Annotated in this window: 11 protein-coding genes, 1 tRNA gene and 3 pseudogenes; 6 read left to right on the forward strand and 9 right to left on the reverse strand. The window is 61.1% G+C overall.

The annotated features are described in order from the left end of the window. Positions 1 to 95: 95 nt before the first annotated feature. Together MTHMO_RS07310 and MTHMO_RS07315 are read left to right on the forward strand one after the other, a co-directional pair. Positions 96 to 1,250, forward strand: a complete 1,155-nt coding sequence (locus MTHMO_RS07310; protein WP_202214190.1) for a hypothetical protein — start codon at positions 96 to 98, stop codon at positions 1,248 to 1,250. Further along, a complete protein-coding gene (locus MTHMO_RS07315) occupies positions 1,247 to 1,981 on the forward strand; it encodes a methyltransferase (protein WP_202214191.1) in 735 nt (244 codons plus the stop codon). Before MTHMO_RS07310 ends, MTHMO_RS07315 begins: the two co-directional genes overlap by 4 nt. Positions 1,982 to 1,993: 12 nt before the next feature. On the opposite strand, the gene MTHMO_RS07320 is transcribed toward MTHMO_RS07315, so the two are convergent. After that, positions 1,994 to 3,328, reverse strand: coding sequence for a hypothetical protein (locus MTHMO_RS07320; protein ID WP_202214192.1), 1,335 nt, complete (start codon positions 3,326 to 3,328; stop codon positions 1,994 to 1,996). Between the two features lie 170 nt (positions 3,329 to 3,498). Between MTHMO_RS07320 and MTHMO_RS07325 the strand changes: the two genes are divergently transcribed. Continuing rightward, positions 3,499 to 3,571 (forward strand) — tRNA-Arg (locus MTHMO_RS07325). Between the two features lie 559 nt (positions 3,572 to 4,130). Then, positions 4,131 to 5,480: pseudogene (locus MTHMO_RS07330) on the forward strand (IS1380 family transposase). Between the two features lie 227 nt (positions 5,481 to 5,707). On the opposite strand, the gene MTHMO_RS07335 reads toward MTHMO_RS07330, so the two are convergent. The 5 genes from MTHMO_RS07335 to MTHMO_RS07355 form a co-directional block, all read right to left on the reverse strand. Then, the gene (locus tag MTHMO_RS07335; protein ID WP_202214193.1) at positions 5,708 to 6,013 is read right to left on the reverse strand and encodes an IS3 family transposase; all 306 of its coding nucleotides are present in this window, start codon (positions 6,011 to 6,013) and stop codon (positions 5,708 to 5,710) included. 27 nt (positions 6,014 to 6,040) lie between these two features. Next, positions 6,041 to 6,565 (reverse strand): IS3 family transposase, encoded by a 525-nt coding sequence (locus MTHMO_RS07340; protein WP_202214194.1) that lies wholly within the window; start codon positions 6,563 to 6,565, stop codon positions 6,041 to 6,043. Further along, a complete protein-coding gene (locus MTHMO_RS07345) occupies positions 6,562 to 7,770 on the reverse strand; it encodes an ISL3 family transposase (RefSeq protein ID WP_202214195.1) in 1,209 nt (402 codons plus the stop codon). Before MTHMO_RS07345 ends, MTHMO_RS07340 begins: the two co-directional genes overlap by 4 nt. A gap of 93 nt (positions 7,771 to 7,863) precedes the next feature. Then, complete coding sequence (locus MTHMO_RS07350) at positions 7,864 to 8,307, reverse strand: transposase (protein ID WP_202214196.1); 444 nt, start codon at positions 8,305 to 8,307, stop codon at positions 7,864 to 7,866. Next, entirely contained in the window at positions 8,304 to 8,531 is a 228-nt protein-coding gene (locus MTHMO_RS07355) for a DUF302 domain-containing protein (RefSeq protein WP_237394831.1), read from the reverse strand. The genes MTHMO_RS07350 and MTHMO_RS07355 overlap by 4 nt, the downstream gene beginning before the upstream one ends. 655 nt (positions 8,532 to 9,186) lie before the next feature. Between MTHMO_RS07355 and MTHMO_RS07360 the strand changes: the two genes are divergently transcribed. Then, positions 9,187 to 11,892 carry a TonB-dependent receptor domain-containing protein gene (locus MTHMO_RS07360; protein WP_202214197.1) on the forward strand — a complete coding sequence of 902 codons (2,706 nt, stop codon included), beginning with the start codon at positions 9,187 to 9,189 and terminating at the stop codon, positions 11,890 to 11,892. A gap of 418 nt (positions 11,893 to 12,310) precedes the next feature. Here MTHMO_RS07360 and MTHMO_RS07365 read toward each other — a convergent pair. From MTHMO_RS07365 to MTHMO_RS07375, 3 genes and pseudogenes are all read right to left on the reverse strand, one after another. Beyond that, positions 12,311 to 13,660: pseudogene (locus MTHMO_RS07365) on the reverse strand (IS1380 family transposase). A 73-nt stretch (positions 13,661 to 13,733) separates the two neighbouring features. Beyond that, positions 13,734 to 14,021: a hypothetical protein gene (locus MTHMO_RS07370; RefSeq protein ID WP_202214198.1), complete on the reverse strand. Its 288-nt coding sequence runs from the start codon at positions 14,019 to 14,021 to the stop codon at positions 13,734 to 13,736. Positions 14,022 to 14,151: 130 nt separating this feature from the next. Next, a pseudogene (locus tag MTHMO_RS07375) lies at positions 14,152 to 14,439 on the reverse strand (transposase); the annotation flags it as partial. 190 nt (positions 14,440 to 14,629) lie between these two features. Between MTHMO_RS07375 and MTHMO_RS07380 the strand changes: the two are divergent. Further along, positions 14,630 to 15,838: an ISL3 family transposase gene (locus MTHMO_RS07380; RefSeq protein ID WP_202214199.1), complete on the forward strand. Its 1,209-nt coding sequence runs from the start codon at positions 14,630 to 14,632 to the stop codon at positions 15,836 to 15,838. The last annotated feature ends 9 nt before the right edge of the window (positions 15,839 to 15,847 follow it).

Consider the following 15,847-nt stretch of genomic DNA (forward strand, 5'->3'; position numbering starts at 1 on the left):
CTCCTGGTTTCTTCCAGTTTCCGGCTGCCCGTCCTCGCTTTTTCGGCCGGCAACCTCTTCTTGCCCGAGGCGGGGTTCTCCCGTTTACTGGAGCGATGCATCCGGCTCCGAGCGCCTTTCCCCGGTTCGACCTCTCGCGGCTCCTTCGGACCGTCTTCGCCCCGCGCCGCGCAGAGCGGATCGCCCTCCTCATCGATCTACCGGATCCGCGGCGGGTTCGCGGCTTCGCCTTCCTGGACGACCCGTCCCTCTCGGTGCAGCGGCTCGCCTACGAGGTCTTTTTCGAAGGGCTGCGACACGGGGTCCGGGACGAGCTGGGCCTGGCCGGCGGCGACCTCTTCGCCTATGCGGAGACCGGGGGCAGCAACCTCGACCTGCCCTGCGAAGCCTTCGACGTCTCCGGCAACCGGCTCCTCTTCGACCGGGACCTCTACCCCCGCTTCGATCTCTTCCTCTGCTTCTCCCGCTTCTCGGCGACCGCCCCCCTGACCGCCAAGGCCAAGGCCTTCGGCTTCCGCGGAGCGACCCTCCACGGGCTTAACCGGACGATCCTGGCCAGCGGCCTCTCGGTCGACTACGAGGCGGTGAGCCGGCAGGCGGAGATCCTCCGTTCCGGCCTCTCCGGGGCCGATCGCTTCCGCATCGACTACCGGATCGAGGGCGTCCCGCTCTCGCTGACCCTGGAGACCGCCGGTGCGGAGGCGCAGAAGAGCCACGGCCTCTGCCGGGGGGAAAAGCCGGATATCGTCAACCTGCCGGCCGGGGAAGTCTACTTTGTCCCTACCGGAGCCGAAGGCGCGTTCCCTTATCGCTGGGAGGACGGAACCATCGCGATCGTCGAGGTCTTCGGCGGACGAGCCCGCAGGGCGCGCCTGCTCCGCGGCGATCCCGCCCGGGTCGAGCTCTACAACCGCCGCCTGGCCGAGGATCCGGCCGCCGGGGAGGTGGGCGAGCTCGGCTTCGGCACCCAGGAGCTGCCGCCCGCCGGCGCGGACATCCAGGACGAGAAGATCCTCGGCACCTTCCACATCGCAACCGGGCGGTCCGACCACCTGGGAGGCCCGCTGGGCCCCTCGGCCTTCCGCCAGCCCCGGAACGCGACCCACGACGACATTCTCTTCGCCCCATTCCAGACTCCCTACGTCGAGGCCCCCCAGGTGCGGATGGAGCGAGGGGCCGAGACCCGGATTCTTCTCGAGGAGTACCGGCCCGGGCCCTATTTCCGCCAGCTGCTGGGCCGCCGGGAATGAGCTCCTCCTTTTACGAAACGGAGCGGGCCCTCGCGCAATACATGATCCTCCACTACGGGGCGCCCGAGTGGCAGCTGCCGAGCGGCGCCCCGCCGGAGCTGGCCGACTTCCCCGTCCGCTGCGTGCAGGAGGGTTTCCGCTGGGAGGAGCTCCCCCCCGATCCTACCGCCCTCGAGCTCGGCTGCGCGGTCGGGCGCTCCTGCTTCGAGCTCTCCCGGCGCTGCCGCCGCGTCCTCGGGGTCGACCGTTCCGCAACCTTCATCCGGGCCGCACTCCGCCTCCAGGCGGAGGGGTCGCTCCGCTGCCCGGTCCCCGGGGAAGGAGAAGAGGCTTCCGAGCAGCGCTTCTCCCTTCCGCCACGCGTCCGCCCGGAACGGGTGGTTTTTGCGGTCGGCGACGCCCTGTCGGCCGGCCGGGACGAGCCGTTCGATCTTCTCCTCGCCGCCAACCTCCTCGACCGGCTTGCCGATCCGGCGGCCTTCCTCGACCGGCTTCCTTCCCTCGTCCGCCCCGGCGGACAGCTTCTCCTCACCTCCCCCTACAGCTGGCTCCCGGAATACACGCCGCGGGAACGTTGGCTTGTTCCAGGCTCCAAACGGGTCGCCTCGCTGCTGGAGAGGAGGTTCACCCTCCTGCGCCGGTGGGAGCTGCCGCTTGTTCTCCGCGAGCATCCCCGGAAGTTCCAGTGGTGCCTCCCGGAGGCCACGCTCTGGCGCAGGAACTGGGACTAGCGGCTCGGGCCTTCAGGGGCGCTTGGGCACCGCCCGCCGGAGGATGCGCTCCCCCTTCCGCTCGATCGGCGTCGGCACGCTTTTTTTGAGCGCCCAATCGATTCTCGGCGTCAGGTCCTCCTGTACATTGTCGCTGGTGCCCGAAAGCCGCACCGTCGTCCAAAAATAGCCTCCCGGCCCCGGCTGGAAGAGCCCGACGTCGACCCGAGGCGCCAGCTGCGCCAGATCGGACCGGACCCCGACGTTGAGAACCCCGGACACCCGCTTCCCCACGACCTCGGCCCAGCCGTTGAGAGCCATCGCATCCCCCGATTGCACGTCGATGTCGGTGATGCGCAGCCAGTCTCCCTTCCCCTCGACGTGGCATTGCGCCCGGCTCAGCGTCAGATCCTGGAGCGCGGACACGCGCAAAAGGGAGTCGATGGCGATCAGGAAAGGAATGCCGTGCAAAGAACCGTCATCGAGAAAGAGGTCCCCCCTGGCCTCGGCCGGCTCCGCCCCTTTGGCCACCACCTTGCCGAAGCCGTGAATCGTGCCCGTCACCCGGTGTTGCCACGGGCCGGGGAGAACGGCCTTGGTGGGCACCGCGCGGATCTGCCAGGAAAGGTCGGTCGACTCCGTAGGGAAGAGCGCCAGCTTCCCGGTTCCCGCAATCAGCGCCTCGGGCGCGCTCCGAAGGTGGAGTTCGGCCGACTCTACCCGTACCGTCCTTCCCGCCAAAAGACCATGCGCCTCGGTTAGCACCAGCTCCGGCAGCTCCGCCACCCGGACATGCCCGCCACGGGCCCGCAGCGCGATGCCCTCTTCGCTCCGCTCTCCGCGCAGATCGATCTCGTCGGCCATCCCGCCGCCGCCGAGCTCCGCCGGCCACCTGACGCTCAGGTGGGAGACGCGGAACCGCTGGGGCAGCACGCTCGCCACCTCCCTCCCGATCCCTCCCGGCGAGCCCGGAGCCGCCGCCTCCTCGGCGGAGGCCTTCTGCAATAGGATCTTGAGCCTGACGATCGAGGCCCGGCGCACCTCCAAGGAAAGGCGGAGCAAGGCGAGCGGATCGATCTCGATCCGGATGTTTTTGGCCTGGATCGAGGCGAAATGGGAGCCCGGCGCACCTTTCCCCTGATATCCCTTGGTGGCCAATCCGAAACCGGCAAAGGCAAAGGGCTCGAAAGTCCCCTGGCAGCCGGTCGCCCGCTCGATCAGATCCGCGGCATAGCCGGCGAACCGCTTCCCCCGGACGAAGCCGTTGAGCCAGAGTGCTCCCGTCCCCCCCGCTCCCAGGAGGACGACCAGCAGAGTCAGCGCTGCAATCCGGAGCCAGCAAAAGCAGCGTTCTTTGGAAATGGCCATGCGGCTCCATCCTATCCAATTGCAGCCGGAAGCATAGCCAACGGGTGCTTCCCGCCCGATGCTTTTTTGGCCTTTCCTACCAGGAAAATGCGGCCGCTCTTGCCAAAATCGGGAAAATCCCTTCTCTTCTCCCCCGGAGCGCCCGCCGTGCCGCCGGCTTCCCGCGTCAGGCACCCGTAGCTCAGGGGATAGAGCAGCGGATTTCTAATCCGTTGGTCGCAGGTTCGAATCCTGCCGGGTGCGACTAGATTAAAATCGACTTCCGAAAGCTATTTCCTCTGGAATCGCAAGCATAAGCCGATTTTGCCATAGGCGCACTTGTATAACCCAAAGAGACCCAAAAACACCCATACGCGCTCCCCAAAAGTGGCGAGAAAATGGCGAGAAGATTGGCGGGAGAGGACAGCGGTTCAGCCCCAACACTGTCCTCTCCAGCTCCCCATTCCACCAGCCTTCGAGGGGTGCTCCTATACGCGCGTACACTATTTTCGGATCTGCGTCGGGCGGGATGCTTCCCGCCCCTACGTCAAGCCCCGGCGGTGCGGTGGCCTTGCCGAGAGGATGCCTCCTCCGCTGCCAAATGGCTGTGACGCCGACGCCAGCGGCTTCGGCCCGGGACGGCGGGTGATCTTTCTTCGAAAACGTGGACGGGGCTTCGGAGGGTTTAGCCCCGATATCTCACCAATAGCGGGCATAGCGGAGGGCAAAAAAGCCGACAAAAGGGCATAGGAAAGGCCGTCTTTCCCTGGTATAAGTGCGTTAAGAAGACGTTACTACAACCAGAAAAAAGAAACGGCCTTCCATGACAGAGTGTAGCCAAGAGACTTTTGCGTTTACAGATCATTTTTCGCGACGGGTGGAAGCGGGATTTACCGCGGGTCGGATCTCCAGCGATGGGGGCGCAATTCTGTTGCGGGAAGCGGATCGGAAGATCGGTTTGTTAAGACGGTTAGAGGGTTGCTTCGTGGATCGACGCCATCCGAAACGCATTGTGCATCGGGTACGGGAGATGCTTGCCCAGCGCATTTTCGGGATTGCGATGGGCTACGAAGACCTCGACGACCATGAGCAGTTGCGGACCGATCCGCTGGTTGCTCTCCTGAGCGGGAAAAGCGATCTGGAAGAGGATCTGGCGGGCAAGAGCACCCTCAACCGGCTGGAGCTGGTGGGTCGAAGCGAGCGCTACCACAAGATCGACTACTCGGCCGAAGCGATCGACCGTCTTCTGGTCGATCTCTACCTCCAATCGCATCCCCAGCCCCCTGAGGAGGTGGTGCTCGATCTGGATGCGACCGACATCCCCCTTTACGGACATCAGCCGGAGCGCTTCTTCCATGGTTACTAGGACTCCTACTGCTATTTGCCGCTCTACATCTTTGCTGGCGATCAACTCCTTGGCGTCCGGCTTCGGCCATCGAACCAGGATGCGTCGGCGGGCTCCCTTACGGAGGTGAGCCGGATCGTGGAACAACTCCGTACCCGTTGGCCCGGAGTCCGGATCGTGCTCCGGGCCGATTCGGGCTTCTGCCGGGAAGAGATCATGGCTTGGTGCGAAGCCAATCAAGTCGACTACCTCTTCGGCTTGGCCCGCAACGAGCGCTTGTGCCGGACCATTCAGGGGTCGATGGAGCAAGCCCGTCGTCTGCACGAGTCGAGTGGCAAGCCGGCCCGCTTCTTTACCGAGTTTGCCTACCGCACCTTGAGCAGCTGGTCGAGGGAGCGCCGGGTGGTCGCCAAAGCCGAGTACCTGGAAAGAGGGGAGAATCCGCGCTTTGTCGTGACCTCTCTCTCCACCGAGGAGTGGCCCGCCCAAAACCTTTACGAGAAGCTCTACTGTGCTCGTGGCGACATGGAGAATCGGATTAAGGAACAACTCTACCTCTTTGCCGACCGGCTCTCGACCGCGCAAATGGCCAGCAACCAACTTCGCCTCTACTTCTCGGCTCTCGCTTACACCCTGGTCGAAGCGCTGCGACGGCTCGGTCTGCGAGGAACGGACTGGGCCGAGGCCCAGGTCGACACCCTCCGGCTCAAGCTCTTTAAGATCGGCACGCTGGTCCGAGTCAGCGTCCGCCGCGTCTTCCTCTCGATGAGTAGCGCCTATCCTTGGAAGAGCCTCTTTACCCACGTCTTCCGAGTGCTGCGTTGTTGAGCAGGTATCAAAACCCCACCTTCTTCTCCTTCCGCAAAGCCTACGATCGGGCGGAGCCTTGCTCCACAACCGGCTTTTTGCGCTTTGCAGCGCTCGCGTTAAGGCAAATCGAATGAAAATCTTGCTCGATCCTGCCTCACGAAGAGCTCTGCGCGGCCGGAACTGCTCGCAAGCGACTCGATCGGCACCTCTCTCGCCCGAAAGCTCGTACTGGTGAGAAATGGGGGTTAGTTGTTTAGGTTAGCGAGATTATTTTCGAAGTCCAGCGGGGATTGGTAATGGAGGCCGCTATGAAGGCGGCGGCGGTTGTAGAAGCATTCGATGTAATCGAAGATCATGATCTTGGCCTCTTGTTTTGTTTTCGGGAGGAAGCAGCCGAAGCACTCGGTTTTGAGCGTGGCCCAGAAGGATTCCATCATGGCATTGTCATAACACTGTCCCTTGCGGCTCATGGAGGCGACGGCACCGCAGGAGTGCAGTAGCGCGTTGAACTCTCCGCTGGCATACTGGACGCCGCGATCGGAATGGTGCAAGAGCCCTGGGTCGGGGCGTCGGCTTTTTCAGGCCTTCTTCCAGGCTCTTGTCACCAAAGAGGTAGAGAGCGAGTCCTCGGCATGCCAGCCGACAGACCGGCGGGAACCACCATCGAGGATGGCGGAAAGAGAAAGCCAGCCCTCGGCGGTGAGGATGGAGGTGATGTCACCGATCCAGATCTGGTTGGGGCGATCCGGCGCGGGCATCCGGGCCAGCCAGTTGTCGGCGACCGGAAGGCGATGGGCGCTATCGGTGGTTTGGGGACGGAAGCGGCGTTTTTGTTTCGCGCGCAGACCGAGCTCCCGCATTAAGCGGGCCACCCGATTTTTGCCGCAAGGCTCTCCGGCCTTACGCAGTGCCCAGGTGATGCGCGGGCTGCCATAGCTTCTCCGGCTTTCCAGGAAAACTGGATGGATGGCCGCAAGCAGTTGCTTGTCCCGTTGTAGACGGCTTCCCCGGTCCTTGTGCCGGTGAGCATGGAAGCCGCTCCGGGAAACCTCCAGAGCTTCGGCCAATTCGGTGAGGCAATAATCGCCTCCTCGCTGTTTCATGTGGCCAAGGCGGGAATATCCAACCTCAGCTTTCCGGCTTTGAGGAAAGCGGCGATCCGTAAGCACCGAAAGCTTCGGAAGCCTCTGGCCATCCTTTTGGCAAGCTGGATGAGTCCGTTGATCGCCTCGATGAGACCATTGGTCACCCGGCTCTGGAGGAAAGCAAGGACGCCGTCCAGATGGTCTTTGATCGTCTTGGAAAGCTTTCGGAAGGGAGCAAGCCGGCTGCGGTCGGCCCACTGGAACCACCAGCGGAGCTCTTGGGGATCCTCTTGGGCGAGGATCTCTTGCAGAGCCTCCCGCAACCCAATGGCTCTTCCCAGTCGGGGGTAGGCTGCACAAAGGGAAGCACGCAGACTCTTCTGCTCCCTGCTTCGCGTCCATTCGTTGCCTCGCAGCGCCCAGAGGCTTCCCTTCGGCAGCAGCCCCTGACGCACGAACTCCTTGCGTACTTGGTCGACCGCCTCTCCCGCCATCTGCATGAGGTGGAAGCGGTCAAAGACGATCTGCGCCTTGGGGAAGTGCTCCTTGGCTCCGCAAATGTAGGAAGGGCTCATGTCCATGCAGATTAGCTCGATCTGCTCGGAACTCGCTCCATGCTCGCGCATCTCCTTGGCAAATGCCTCCAAGGCCTCCTTCCCTTTGCCTTCCGCCAGGAAGAGGAGCTTCCGGCTCTCCGCGTCGGTAACGGCGGTCACGTAGCGGTGACCCCGCTTGCTGCTGGTCTCGTCGACCAAGATCCGCTTCACCCCGCTCCAATCCTCCTTCCGATAGGCCTTTTCCACGTAATGCTCCAAGATTCTCCACAGCCGGGTGTCCTGCTCCTTGAGCATCTTGGCCACCTGGGAAACCGGCATCTCCTGGGAAAGCATCAGGATGACCGCCTCCATCATCAAGGTAAACCCGCTCCCCGGTCTGGCCCAGGGAACTTCCGCCAACCGCACTCCGTGCTCCGGACAGTCCACCCGAGGAACCCGCGCCACCAGCTCGGTCTTGTACTGCCAGAAGTTCATGTGCCTCCACCGCTTCTCCACCGTGTCGTGCGCAGGAGAAGGACGCCCGCATTCCGGACAGGGGAACCGATGGCCCTCGCGAAAATCGAGCCAGATCTTCAAGGTGTGATCCACCGCAGACAGTTCGCTTCGAGTCACCTTCCATTCCGGACCCAACTGTAAGGCCATCCCAAAAAGCTTGTTCGCATCCATGCCCGAAGAATCGGAAAACGAGGCGAGCTTGGCAATCCGCCGTCAAGGAGGATCGACGAAGTCGAAGTGTCCTTGACGGCAATTCGCCCGGACTCAAAATCCGTCGAAGACGGATGGCAAGAACACCGTTTCTTGCCATCCCTCAATGGCAAATCTGCCTCCTCCGCCCATTCCATTCAGCGAAGAGCCCAATAATCTTTGGTCATTTTTTGCATCACCGCATATCGCTGGCAGGCATCTCGGCCGACCCAATGCTTTTTGTAAAATGTCGCGCTGAGGGCGCAGATAGTCGTTTTCCTGGCGCAACCTCCGCAGCTCGCGCTGCTCGGGCGATTCGGCCGCCAACGTCTTGGGATCGCTGAAAGCCCGACCGCCTTGGTCTTCCTTGACCCACAGATTCAGCGACCAATGGGAAACGCCCAGATCGCGAGCTACCTCGTGAATCGAACGCCCCCCTCGCACCAGGGCCACCGCATTCTCTTTACACTCGCGGTCATAACGCCGCGCGAACTTGCTGCTGCTCTTTCCGTTGTTCATTTGGAGTTTTCCTTTCTAACCCCCAAAGCCCCTGTCCGCAAAATCGAAGAAACTTCAATGCGATACGGGGGCATCTCCTTGCCCAACTTGCTCCTGAGGGTCGCCGCCACATCGATTTCGCAGAGGATGCCAAATCCCTCCTTGCGCAGAGCCTCTACCACCTTGGGGACGGTTTCCTCGAACGAGGTGGCCACTTCCTTCCCAAATCCATGCGAGGTCTTCATCTCACGCTCCCGTTTTCGGCTCGCGCCGCATCCTGCTTCCGAAGGGAAGCGTCCGGCGACCCAGCCTACTTGTCATGACAGTATCCTCTTCCCTTTCGGGAAAGAGCGCAAGGGGATTCGTTGGAGCTGCTGCGGCGCCGGTCCCGTGCCTATTCCGCGCTCGAAAGTACTCCATTCTTCCGGCGATTCACTTCCCATCCGCAAAGAATCAACGGTGAAAACCGCGCGGTTATGCGAGCGACTCCGCAGTTGCCGATTCGTCTTCCCTTTCCCGGCTCCACGGGCCGCTCGACTCGTCTCTTCGCCGCAAAGCCGCTCGCGGAAGCTTTCCCTAGAGAGGCCTGGCATTGATTCATTAGAAGACTACCTACGGCCAATTAGCCTACTTCATCGTCCTCCGCTCGTCCGCGCGATGCCACACAACCGTCACAAGATCGCCATACAACCGTAACATTTCCGTAACCATCGCGTCACTTCTCCGTCCCGTTCCAGTCACTTTCATGACATAGTTCTGTCATATAGTCGTAACATATTTGTAACACTATTTTCCTTGCTCACAATTCTTAACGTACCTATTGTGCAGGTCATTTCTTGCGCCTAGTTGACATAGACATGGATGGAACTTGCGCAGACAGTAGGAGGACCAGATTCAGATATGAGTGCCGAAGAGTTGTTGGATACGATTCATGCTTGGAGATGGCCCGCTGCCCGATCCTTCTGCCTGCTCTTCCTCGCTTTTCTGCTGAGCATGCAAGAGACGCGAGCCAACGACCCCGGAATCCCGAAAGTGAACGACAGCCTCTCGGGACCGCAGGAAAGCACAGGCGAACCCATCGCTCTGGGCGGGGGTCCGGACTCCTGGGATGCCGCTCCGACTGCCTCCACCGGGCCCTCCTCCGTCTACGGCGCCAGACCTCCCGGATCGGATCTAGCCGATATTCAGCCTCTTCTCGCCGCCAACTCCCCCAGCCCGAGCGCCTCCTCCGGAGCAGAGAGCGAACCGAGCGCGCCGGACAGCAACGGCGGCGCCATCCAGATGCCCACCACCGAAGTTACGGCGGGCCCCGACAACCCTCTTCTCGACGCGCCCACCGACCTCGTGCCGGGAGCATCGCAAGCGCCGACCCAGGAACAGATCTTCCGGTCCGGGGCAACCACCCGCGTGATCGACAAGAACATGGCGGCCAGCGCCGGTCCGGTGGCCGGCGCGGCCCAGGTGCTCCAGTTTTCACCGGGCGTGAACGTCAACGGCTACGGAAACACCGGGGCCACCAAGTACACCGTCTCGATCAATGGAATCGGGAACGGCTGGAGCGGCTTCGGGGGGTATACGGGCGGGGCCTCGATCATGATGACGCTCGACGGGGTGCCGATGAACAATGTTTCGACCGGCCTCTGGCAGTCGCCGTCGGTCCCGATCATGCAGATGATCTCGAGCACCACCGTCACCTACGGCCCGGCAACGGCGGCCGGCCGCTGGTATGACAATGTCGGCGGCATGGTGGAGTTCACCCCGATCCAGCCGACCGAGCATTCGGGCGCCGATCTCAACATCATCTACGGAAGCTTCAACCAGAAGTTGCTGACCGCCGACTACCGGACCGGAAACATCCACGGCTGGTCGACGGTGATCTCCGGTGGAGTCGGCGACGGAAACAACTTCCGGATGTCCCCGGACGGATTCCGAAGCCCGAGCTACCAGTACGCGGCCTACGTAAAGACGATCAAGAACTTCAACCATGGCGACATCAGCTTCGGTGCCTGGTATGCGGATGCGGGCGGCTACCGGCCCACCATTATTCCCGTCGGCGCCAACCCCTACGTGACGGTCAACGGCCAGAGCGCGAGCGGCATGCCGATTGCCGGAACCCCCTACAGCCAGGCGACCAGCGGCTACTATAGCAATCTCAACTACGATACTTGGCGCAAGTTCGACAGCCAATCGACCCAAATCGCCTATGCCAAGCAGAACATCTACCTCGACGACGACAAGAAGACGACCCTTCACAACATGCTTTTCTACAACGGTTCCAACCGTATCCACAGCCGTTATTACAACTTCTTCGAAAATGCCGCCAACGCGTATGAGTACAACAATCCGTCCGAATCGGACTTCGGGGACCAGATCGGATTGACCAAGATCCTCCCCTACAACACGGTCGACGTCGGAGGATATTACATCTCCTCGACCTACAACAGCCGCAATGCCTTCTACAATCCGAACTACTTCCTTCCCGGAACGACGATTCCCGGCGGGGAGCTGACCCCGAACAACCTCTATCGGAACGATTACTGGGACCAGACCGATATCGCGGTCTATCTCCAGGATACGATCGAGCCGATCAAGGCGCTTCAGATCGTTCCAAGCATCCGCTACGACGTCTTCACGACTGCTTATTCGATGAACGCCCAGGAGCAGTTCCCGTTGGCGTTTCAATACAACCCCGGAAACAATCAAGGAAAGTTGCCGAACGCCACACGCCACCTCGGCGGCCTTGAGCCTTCGATTCTTCTCAACCTGGAGGTGACTCGTTGGCTTGCCCTTTACGGCAGCTACTCGGAAACTTACGAGACCGACACGGTCGGAGGCGGGGGCGGTATCTTTCAAGCCATTCCCGCCTCCTACTACGGGCTGTCGCTGGCGCAGTACGCGATTGCGGGCGCCAAGACTCATTTCGAGAAGCTGCCCGGACTCAACAATATGCTTTTCGGCGCCAACTACTTCTGGCTTCGATTCGCCGAACAGGCGATCGACATGGTCAACTTCGTCGGTAAGCCGATCACCGGGCTCGGGACCTCGATCTACCAGGGAGCGGACTTCTTCCTCGATGACAACCCGATCGGCACCTTTCACCTCTACATGAATGGTGCGGTCGAGAACGCCACCTACAGGAGCTACGTCGTGAATTCGAGCCCCACGCAGAAAATTAACTACGATGGCCGCCATATCCCCTATGTGCCCAGCGTCATGCTCACCGGAGGCATCTATCAGATCCAGCAGATCGGCAAGGTCTCCCTGCGCCTCAGCCTCTGGTTCATCTTCAACGGGGAGCAGTACGTCTTCAACAACGAGATCGGGGCGCCGAGCAATCAGACGATGCCCCAGTATTACACCCTCAACGCCTCGATCAACGCGGCGGTCCCGATGCGCCTCTTCGAGCGGGAGAGGATGATCAACTTCAACCTGACCCTGATGAACATCACCGACCTCAACTACAACGGCTACGAATACATCACCAGCGGCGGCTACTACGGGACCGCGGGAAACGCCAACGTGCCCTCTGCCTATCAGTCGGGCTACATGCTCGGCTATCCGGGAGCACCCTTCACGCTCTACGGGAGCATCGGTGCCAGCTTTTGAGCCGCCCATGCCCAAGAAGCCCATGACAACACCCAGGATCTCCCGACTCGGCAGACGGTCTCTTTCGCGCAGCCTGCGCCTCCTCTGCCTTCTCCTTCCGCTCTTCCGCGCACTGGCCGCAGGCGCCGCGCTGCTGCCTCCCACCGAGGCGCCCGTCGACCACTTCATCCTTCTCTTCCAGGAAAACCATAGCCCCCATTTCTCACCAGTACGAGCTTTCGCGCGAGAGAGGTGCCGGTTGAGTCGCTTGCGAGCAGTTCCGGCCGCGCAGAGCTCTTCATGAGGCAGGATCGAGCAAGATTTTCGTTCGATTTGCCTTAACGCAAGCGCTGCAAAGCGCAAAAAGCCGGTTGTGGAGCAAGGCTCCGCCCGATCGTAGGCTTTGCGGAAGGAGAAGAGGTGGGGTTTTGATACCTGCTCAACAACGCAGCACTCGGAAGACGTGAGTAAAGAGGCTCTTCCAAGGATAGGCGCTACTCATCGAGAGGAAGACGCGGCGGACGCTGACTCGGACCAGCGTGCCGATCTTAAAGAGCTTGAGCCGTAGGGTGTCGACCTGGGCCTCGGCCCAGTCCGTTCCTCGCAGACCGAGCCGTCGCAGCGCTTCGACCAGGGTGTAAGCGAGAGCCGAGAAGTAGAGGCGAAGTTGGTTGCTGGCCATTTGCGCGGTCGAGAGCTGGTCGGCAAAGAGGTGGAGTTGTTCCTTGATCCGATTCTCCATGTCGCCACGAGCACAGTAGAGCTTCTCGTAAAGGTTTTGGGCGGGCCACTCCTCGGTGGAGAGAGAGGTCACGACAAAGCGCGGATTCTCCCCTCTTTCCAGGTACTCGGCTTTGGCGACCACCCGGCGCTCCCTCGACCAGCTGCTCAAGGTGCGGTAGGCAAACTCGGTAAAGAAGCGGGCCGGCTTGCCACTCGACTCGTGCAGACGACGGGCTTGCTCCATCGACCCCTGAATGGTCCGGCACAAGCGCTCGTTGCGCGCCAAGCCGAAGAGGTAGTCGACTTGATGGGCTTCGCACCAAGCCATGATCTCTTCCCGGCAGAAGCCCGAATCGGCCCGGAGCACGATCCGGACTCCGGGCCAACGGGTACGGAGTTGTTCCACGATCCGGCTCACCTCCGTAAGGGAGCCCGCCGACGCATCCTGGTTCGATGGCCGAAGCCGGACGCCAAGGAGTTGATCGCCAGCAAAGATGTAGAGCGGCAAATAGCAGTAGGAGTCGTAGTAACCATGGAAGAAGCGCTCCGGCTGATGTCCGTAAAGGGGGATGTCGGTCGCATCCAGATCGAGCACCACCTCCTCAGGGGGCTGGGGATGCGATTGGAGGTAGAGATCGACCAGAAGACGGTCGATCGCTTCGGCCGAGTAGTCGATCTTGTGGTAGCGCTCGCTTCGACCCACCAGCTCCAGCCGGTTGAGCGTGCTCTTGCCGGCCAGATCCTCTTCCAGATCGCTTTTCCCGCTCAGGAGAGCAACCAACGGATCGGTCCGCAACTGCTCATGGTCGTTGAGGTCTTCGTAGCCCATCGCAATCCCGAAGATGCGCTAGGCAAGCATCTCCCGTACCCGATGCACAATGCGTTTCGGATGGCGTCGATCCACGAAGCAACCCTCTAACCGTCGTAACAAACCGATCTTCCGATCCGCTTCCCGCAACAGAATTGCGCCCCCATCGCTGGAGATCCGACCCGCGGTAAATCCCGCTTCCACCCGTCGCGAAAAATGCGCTGTAAACGCAAAAGTCTCTTGGCTACACTCTGTCATGGAAGGCCGTTTCTTTTTTCTGGTTGTAGTAATGTCTTGCTAACGCACTTATACCAGGGAAAGACGGCCTTTCCTATGCCCTTTTGCCGGCTTTTTTGCCTTCCGCTATGCCCGCTATTGGTGAGATATCGGGGATAGCTTCGACAACCTCCTGGGCGAGTTCCCGGGTTGAAGTTTCTTCGATTTTGCGGACAGGGGCTTTGGGGGTTAGAAAGGAAAACTCCAAATGAACAACGGAAAGAGCAGCAGCAAGTTCGCGCGGCGTTATGACCGCGAGTTTAAAGAGAATGCGGTGGCCCTGGTGCGAGGGGTTCAGTGGACCCCGATGGCAAGACAGATTTCCTCTGAATTTAAGCTGCATCTATTCCTTCAGTCGCAGCGGAACAGCGCTGCCCTGTTGTTGCGCGGGGAGAATCCCCTGCGCAGCGTAGCGGAGCAGGGCGTTCTCCCCGCGTTCCGCCGAAATGATCCGGGATGCTGGCCCCTCCTCCATTGCCATCCGCATAAACGGCGTTCGGTGTTCGGTAGCCCAGCGACTGGTGCGGACGCTCGCCGTTGTAGAAGGCAAAATACTCCTCCAGCCCGAGCGTCAACTCGGCCACCGTGCCGTACCCCTTCAGATACACATCCTCATGCTTGAGGCTGCGCCAGAGCCGTTCGACAAAAATATTGTCCAACGCTCGACCCCGTCCATCCATGCTAATCGCAATGCCTGCGCCCTTGAGCATGCCCGTGAACGTAGCGCTGGTGAACTGGGAGCCCTGATCGCTACTGAAGATCGGCTCTTCGCTGAATGGAATGGGCGGAGGAGGCAGATTTGCCATTGAGGGATGGCAAGAAACGGTGTTCTTGCCATCCGTCTTCGACGGATTTTGCGTCCGGGCGAATTGCCGTCAAGGACACTTCGACTTCGTCGATCCTCCTTGACGGCGGATTGCCAAGCTCGCCTCGTTTTCCGATTCTTCGGGCATGGATGCGAACAAGCTTTTTGGGATGGCCTTACAGTTGGGTCCGGAATGGAAGGTGACTCGAAGCGAACTGTCTGCGGTGGATCACACCTTGAAGATCTGGCTCGATTTTCGCGAGGGCCATCGGTTCCCCTGTCCGGAATGCGGGCGTCCTTCTCCTGCGCACGACACGGTGGAGAAGCGGTGGAGGCACATGAACTTCTGGCAGTACAAGACCGAGCTGGTGGCGCGGGTTCCTCGGGTGGACTGTCCGGAGCACGGAGTGCGGTTGGCGGAAGTTCCCTGGGCCAGACCGGGGAGCGGGTTTACCCTGATGATGGAGGCGGTCATCCTGATGCTTTCCCAGGAGATGCCGGTTTCCCAGGTGGCCAAGATGCTCAAGGAGCAGGACACCCGGCTGTGGAGAATCTTGGAGCATTACGTGGAAAAGGCCTATCGGAAGGAGGATTGGAGCGGGGTGAAGCGGATCTTGGTCGACGAGACCAGCAGCAAGCGGGGTCACCGCTACGTGACCGCCGTTACCGACGCGGAGAGCCGGAAGCTCCTCTTCCTGGCGGAAGGCAAAGGGAAGGAGGCCTTGGAGGCATTTGCCAAGGAGATGCGCGAGCATGGAGCGAGTCCCGAGCAGATCGAGCTAATCTGCATGGACATGAGCCCTTCCTACATTTGCGGAGCCAAGGAGCACTTCCCCAAGGCGCAGATCGTCTTTGACCGCTTCCACCTCATGCAGATGGCGGGGGAGGCGGTCGACCAGGTGCGTAAGGAGTTCGTGCGTCAGGGGCTGCTGCCGAAGGGAAGCCTCTGGGCACTGCGAGGCAACGAATGGACGCGAAGCGAGGGGCAGAAGAGTCTGCGCGCTTCCCTTTGCGCCGCCTACCCCCGACTGGGAAGAGCCATTGGGCTCCGGGAGGCTCTGCAAGAGATCCTCGGCCAGGAGGATCCCCAAGAGCTCCGCTGGTGGCTACAGTGGGCCGATCGCAGCCGGCTTGCTCCCTTCCGAAGGCTTTCCAAGACGCTCAAAGAGCACCTGGACGGCGTCCTTGCTTTCTTCCAGAGCCGGGTGACCAATGGTCTCATCGAGGCGATCAACGGACTCATCCAGCTTGCCAAAAGGATGGCGAGAGGGTTTCGAAGCTTCCGGTGCTTGCGGATCGCCGCTTTCCTCAAAGCCGGAAAGCTGAGGTTGGATGTTCCCGCCTTGGCCACATGAAACAGCGAG

Origin of the sequence: Methylacidimicrobium sp. AP8, from assembly GCF_903064525.1 — a bacterium.
In the GTDB taxonomy this organism is placed as follows: domain Bacteria; phylum Verrucomicrobiota; class Verrucomicrobiia; order Methylacidiphilales; family Methylacidiphilaceae; genus Methylacidimicrobium.

Bases quoted from the DNA above. Each gene is read 5' to 3' on its own strand.
- MTHMO_RS07320 (WP_202214192.1), bottom strand. From the start codon at position 3,328: ATGGCCATTTCCAAAGAACGCTGCTTTTGCTGGCTCCGGATTGCAGCG.
- MTHMO_RS07355 (WP_237394831.1), bottom strand. From the start codon at position 8,531: ATGAAGACCTCGCATGGATTTGGGAAGGAAGTGGCCACCTCGTTCGAG.
- MTHMO_RS07310 (WP_202214190.1), top strand. From the start codon at position 96: ATGCATCCGGCTCCGAGCGCCTTTCCCCGGTTCGACCTCTCGCGGCTC.
- MTHMO_RS07315 (WP_202214191.1), top strand. From the start codon at position 1,247: ATGAGCTCCTCCTTTTACGAAACGGAGCGGGCCCTCGCGCAATACATG.
- MTHMO_RS07360 (WP_202214197.1), top strand. From the start codon at position 9,187: ATGAGTGCCGAAGAGTTGTTGGATACGATTCATGCTTGGAGATGGCCC.
- MTHMO_RS07340 (WP_202214194.1), bottom strand. From the start codon at position 6,565: ATGAAACAGCGAGGAGGCGATTATTGCCTCACCGAATTGGCCGAAGCT.
- MTHMO_RS07370 (WP_202214198.1), bottom strand. From the start codon at position 14,021: ATGCAGCTTAAATTCAGAGGAAATCTGTCTTGCCATCGGGGTCCACTG.
- MTHMO_RS07345 (WP_202214195.1), bottom strand. From the start codon at position 7,770: ATGGATGCGAACAAGCTTTTTGGGATGGCCTTACAGTTGGGTCCGGAA.
- MTHMO_RS07380 (WP_202214199.1), top strand. From the start codon at position 14,630: ATGGATGCGAACAAGCTTTTTGGGATGGCCTTACAGTTGGGTCCGGAA.
- MTHMO_RS07350 (WP_202214196.1), bottom strand. From the start codon at position 8,307: ATGAACAACGGAAAGAGCAGCAGCAAGTTCGCGCGGCGTTATGACCGC.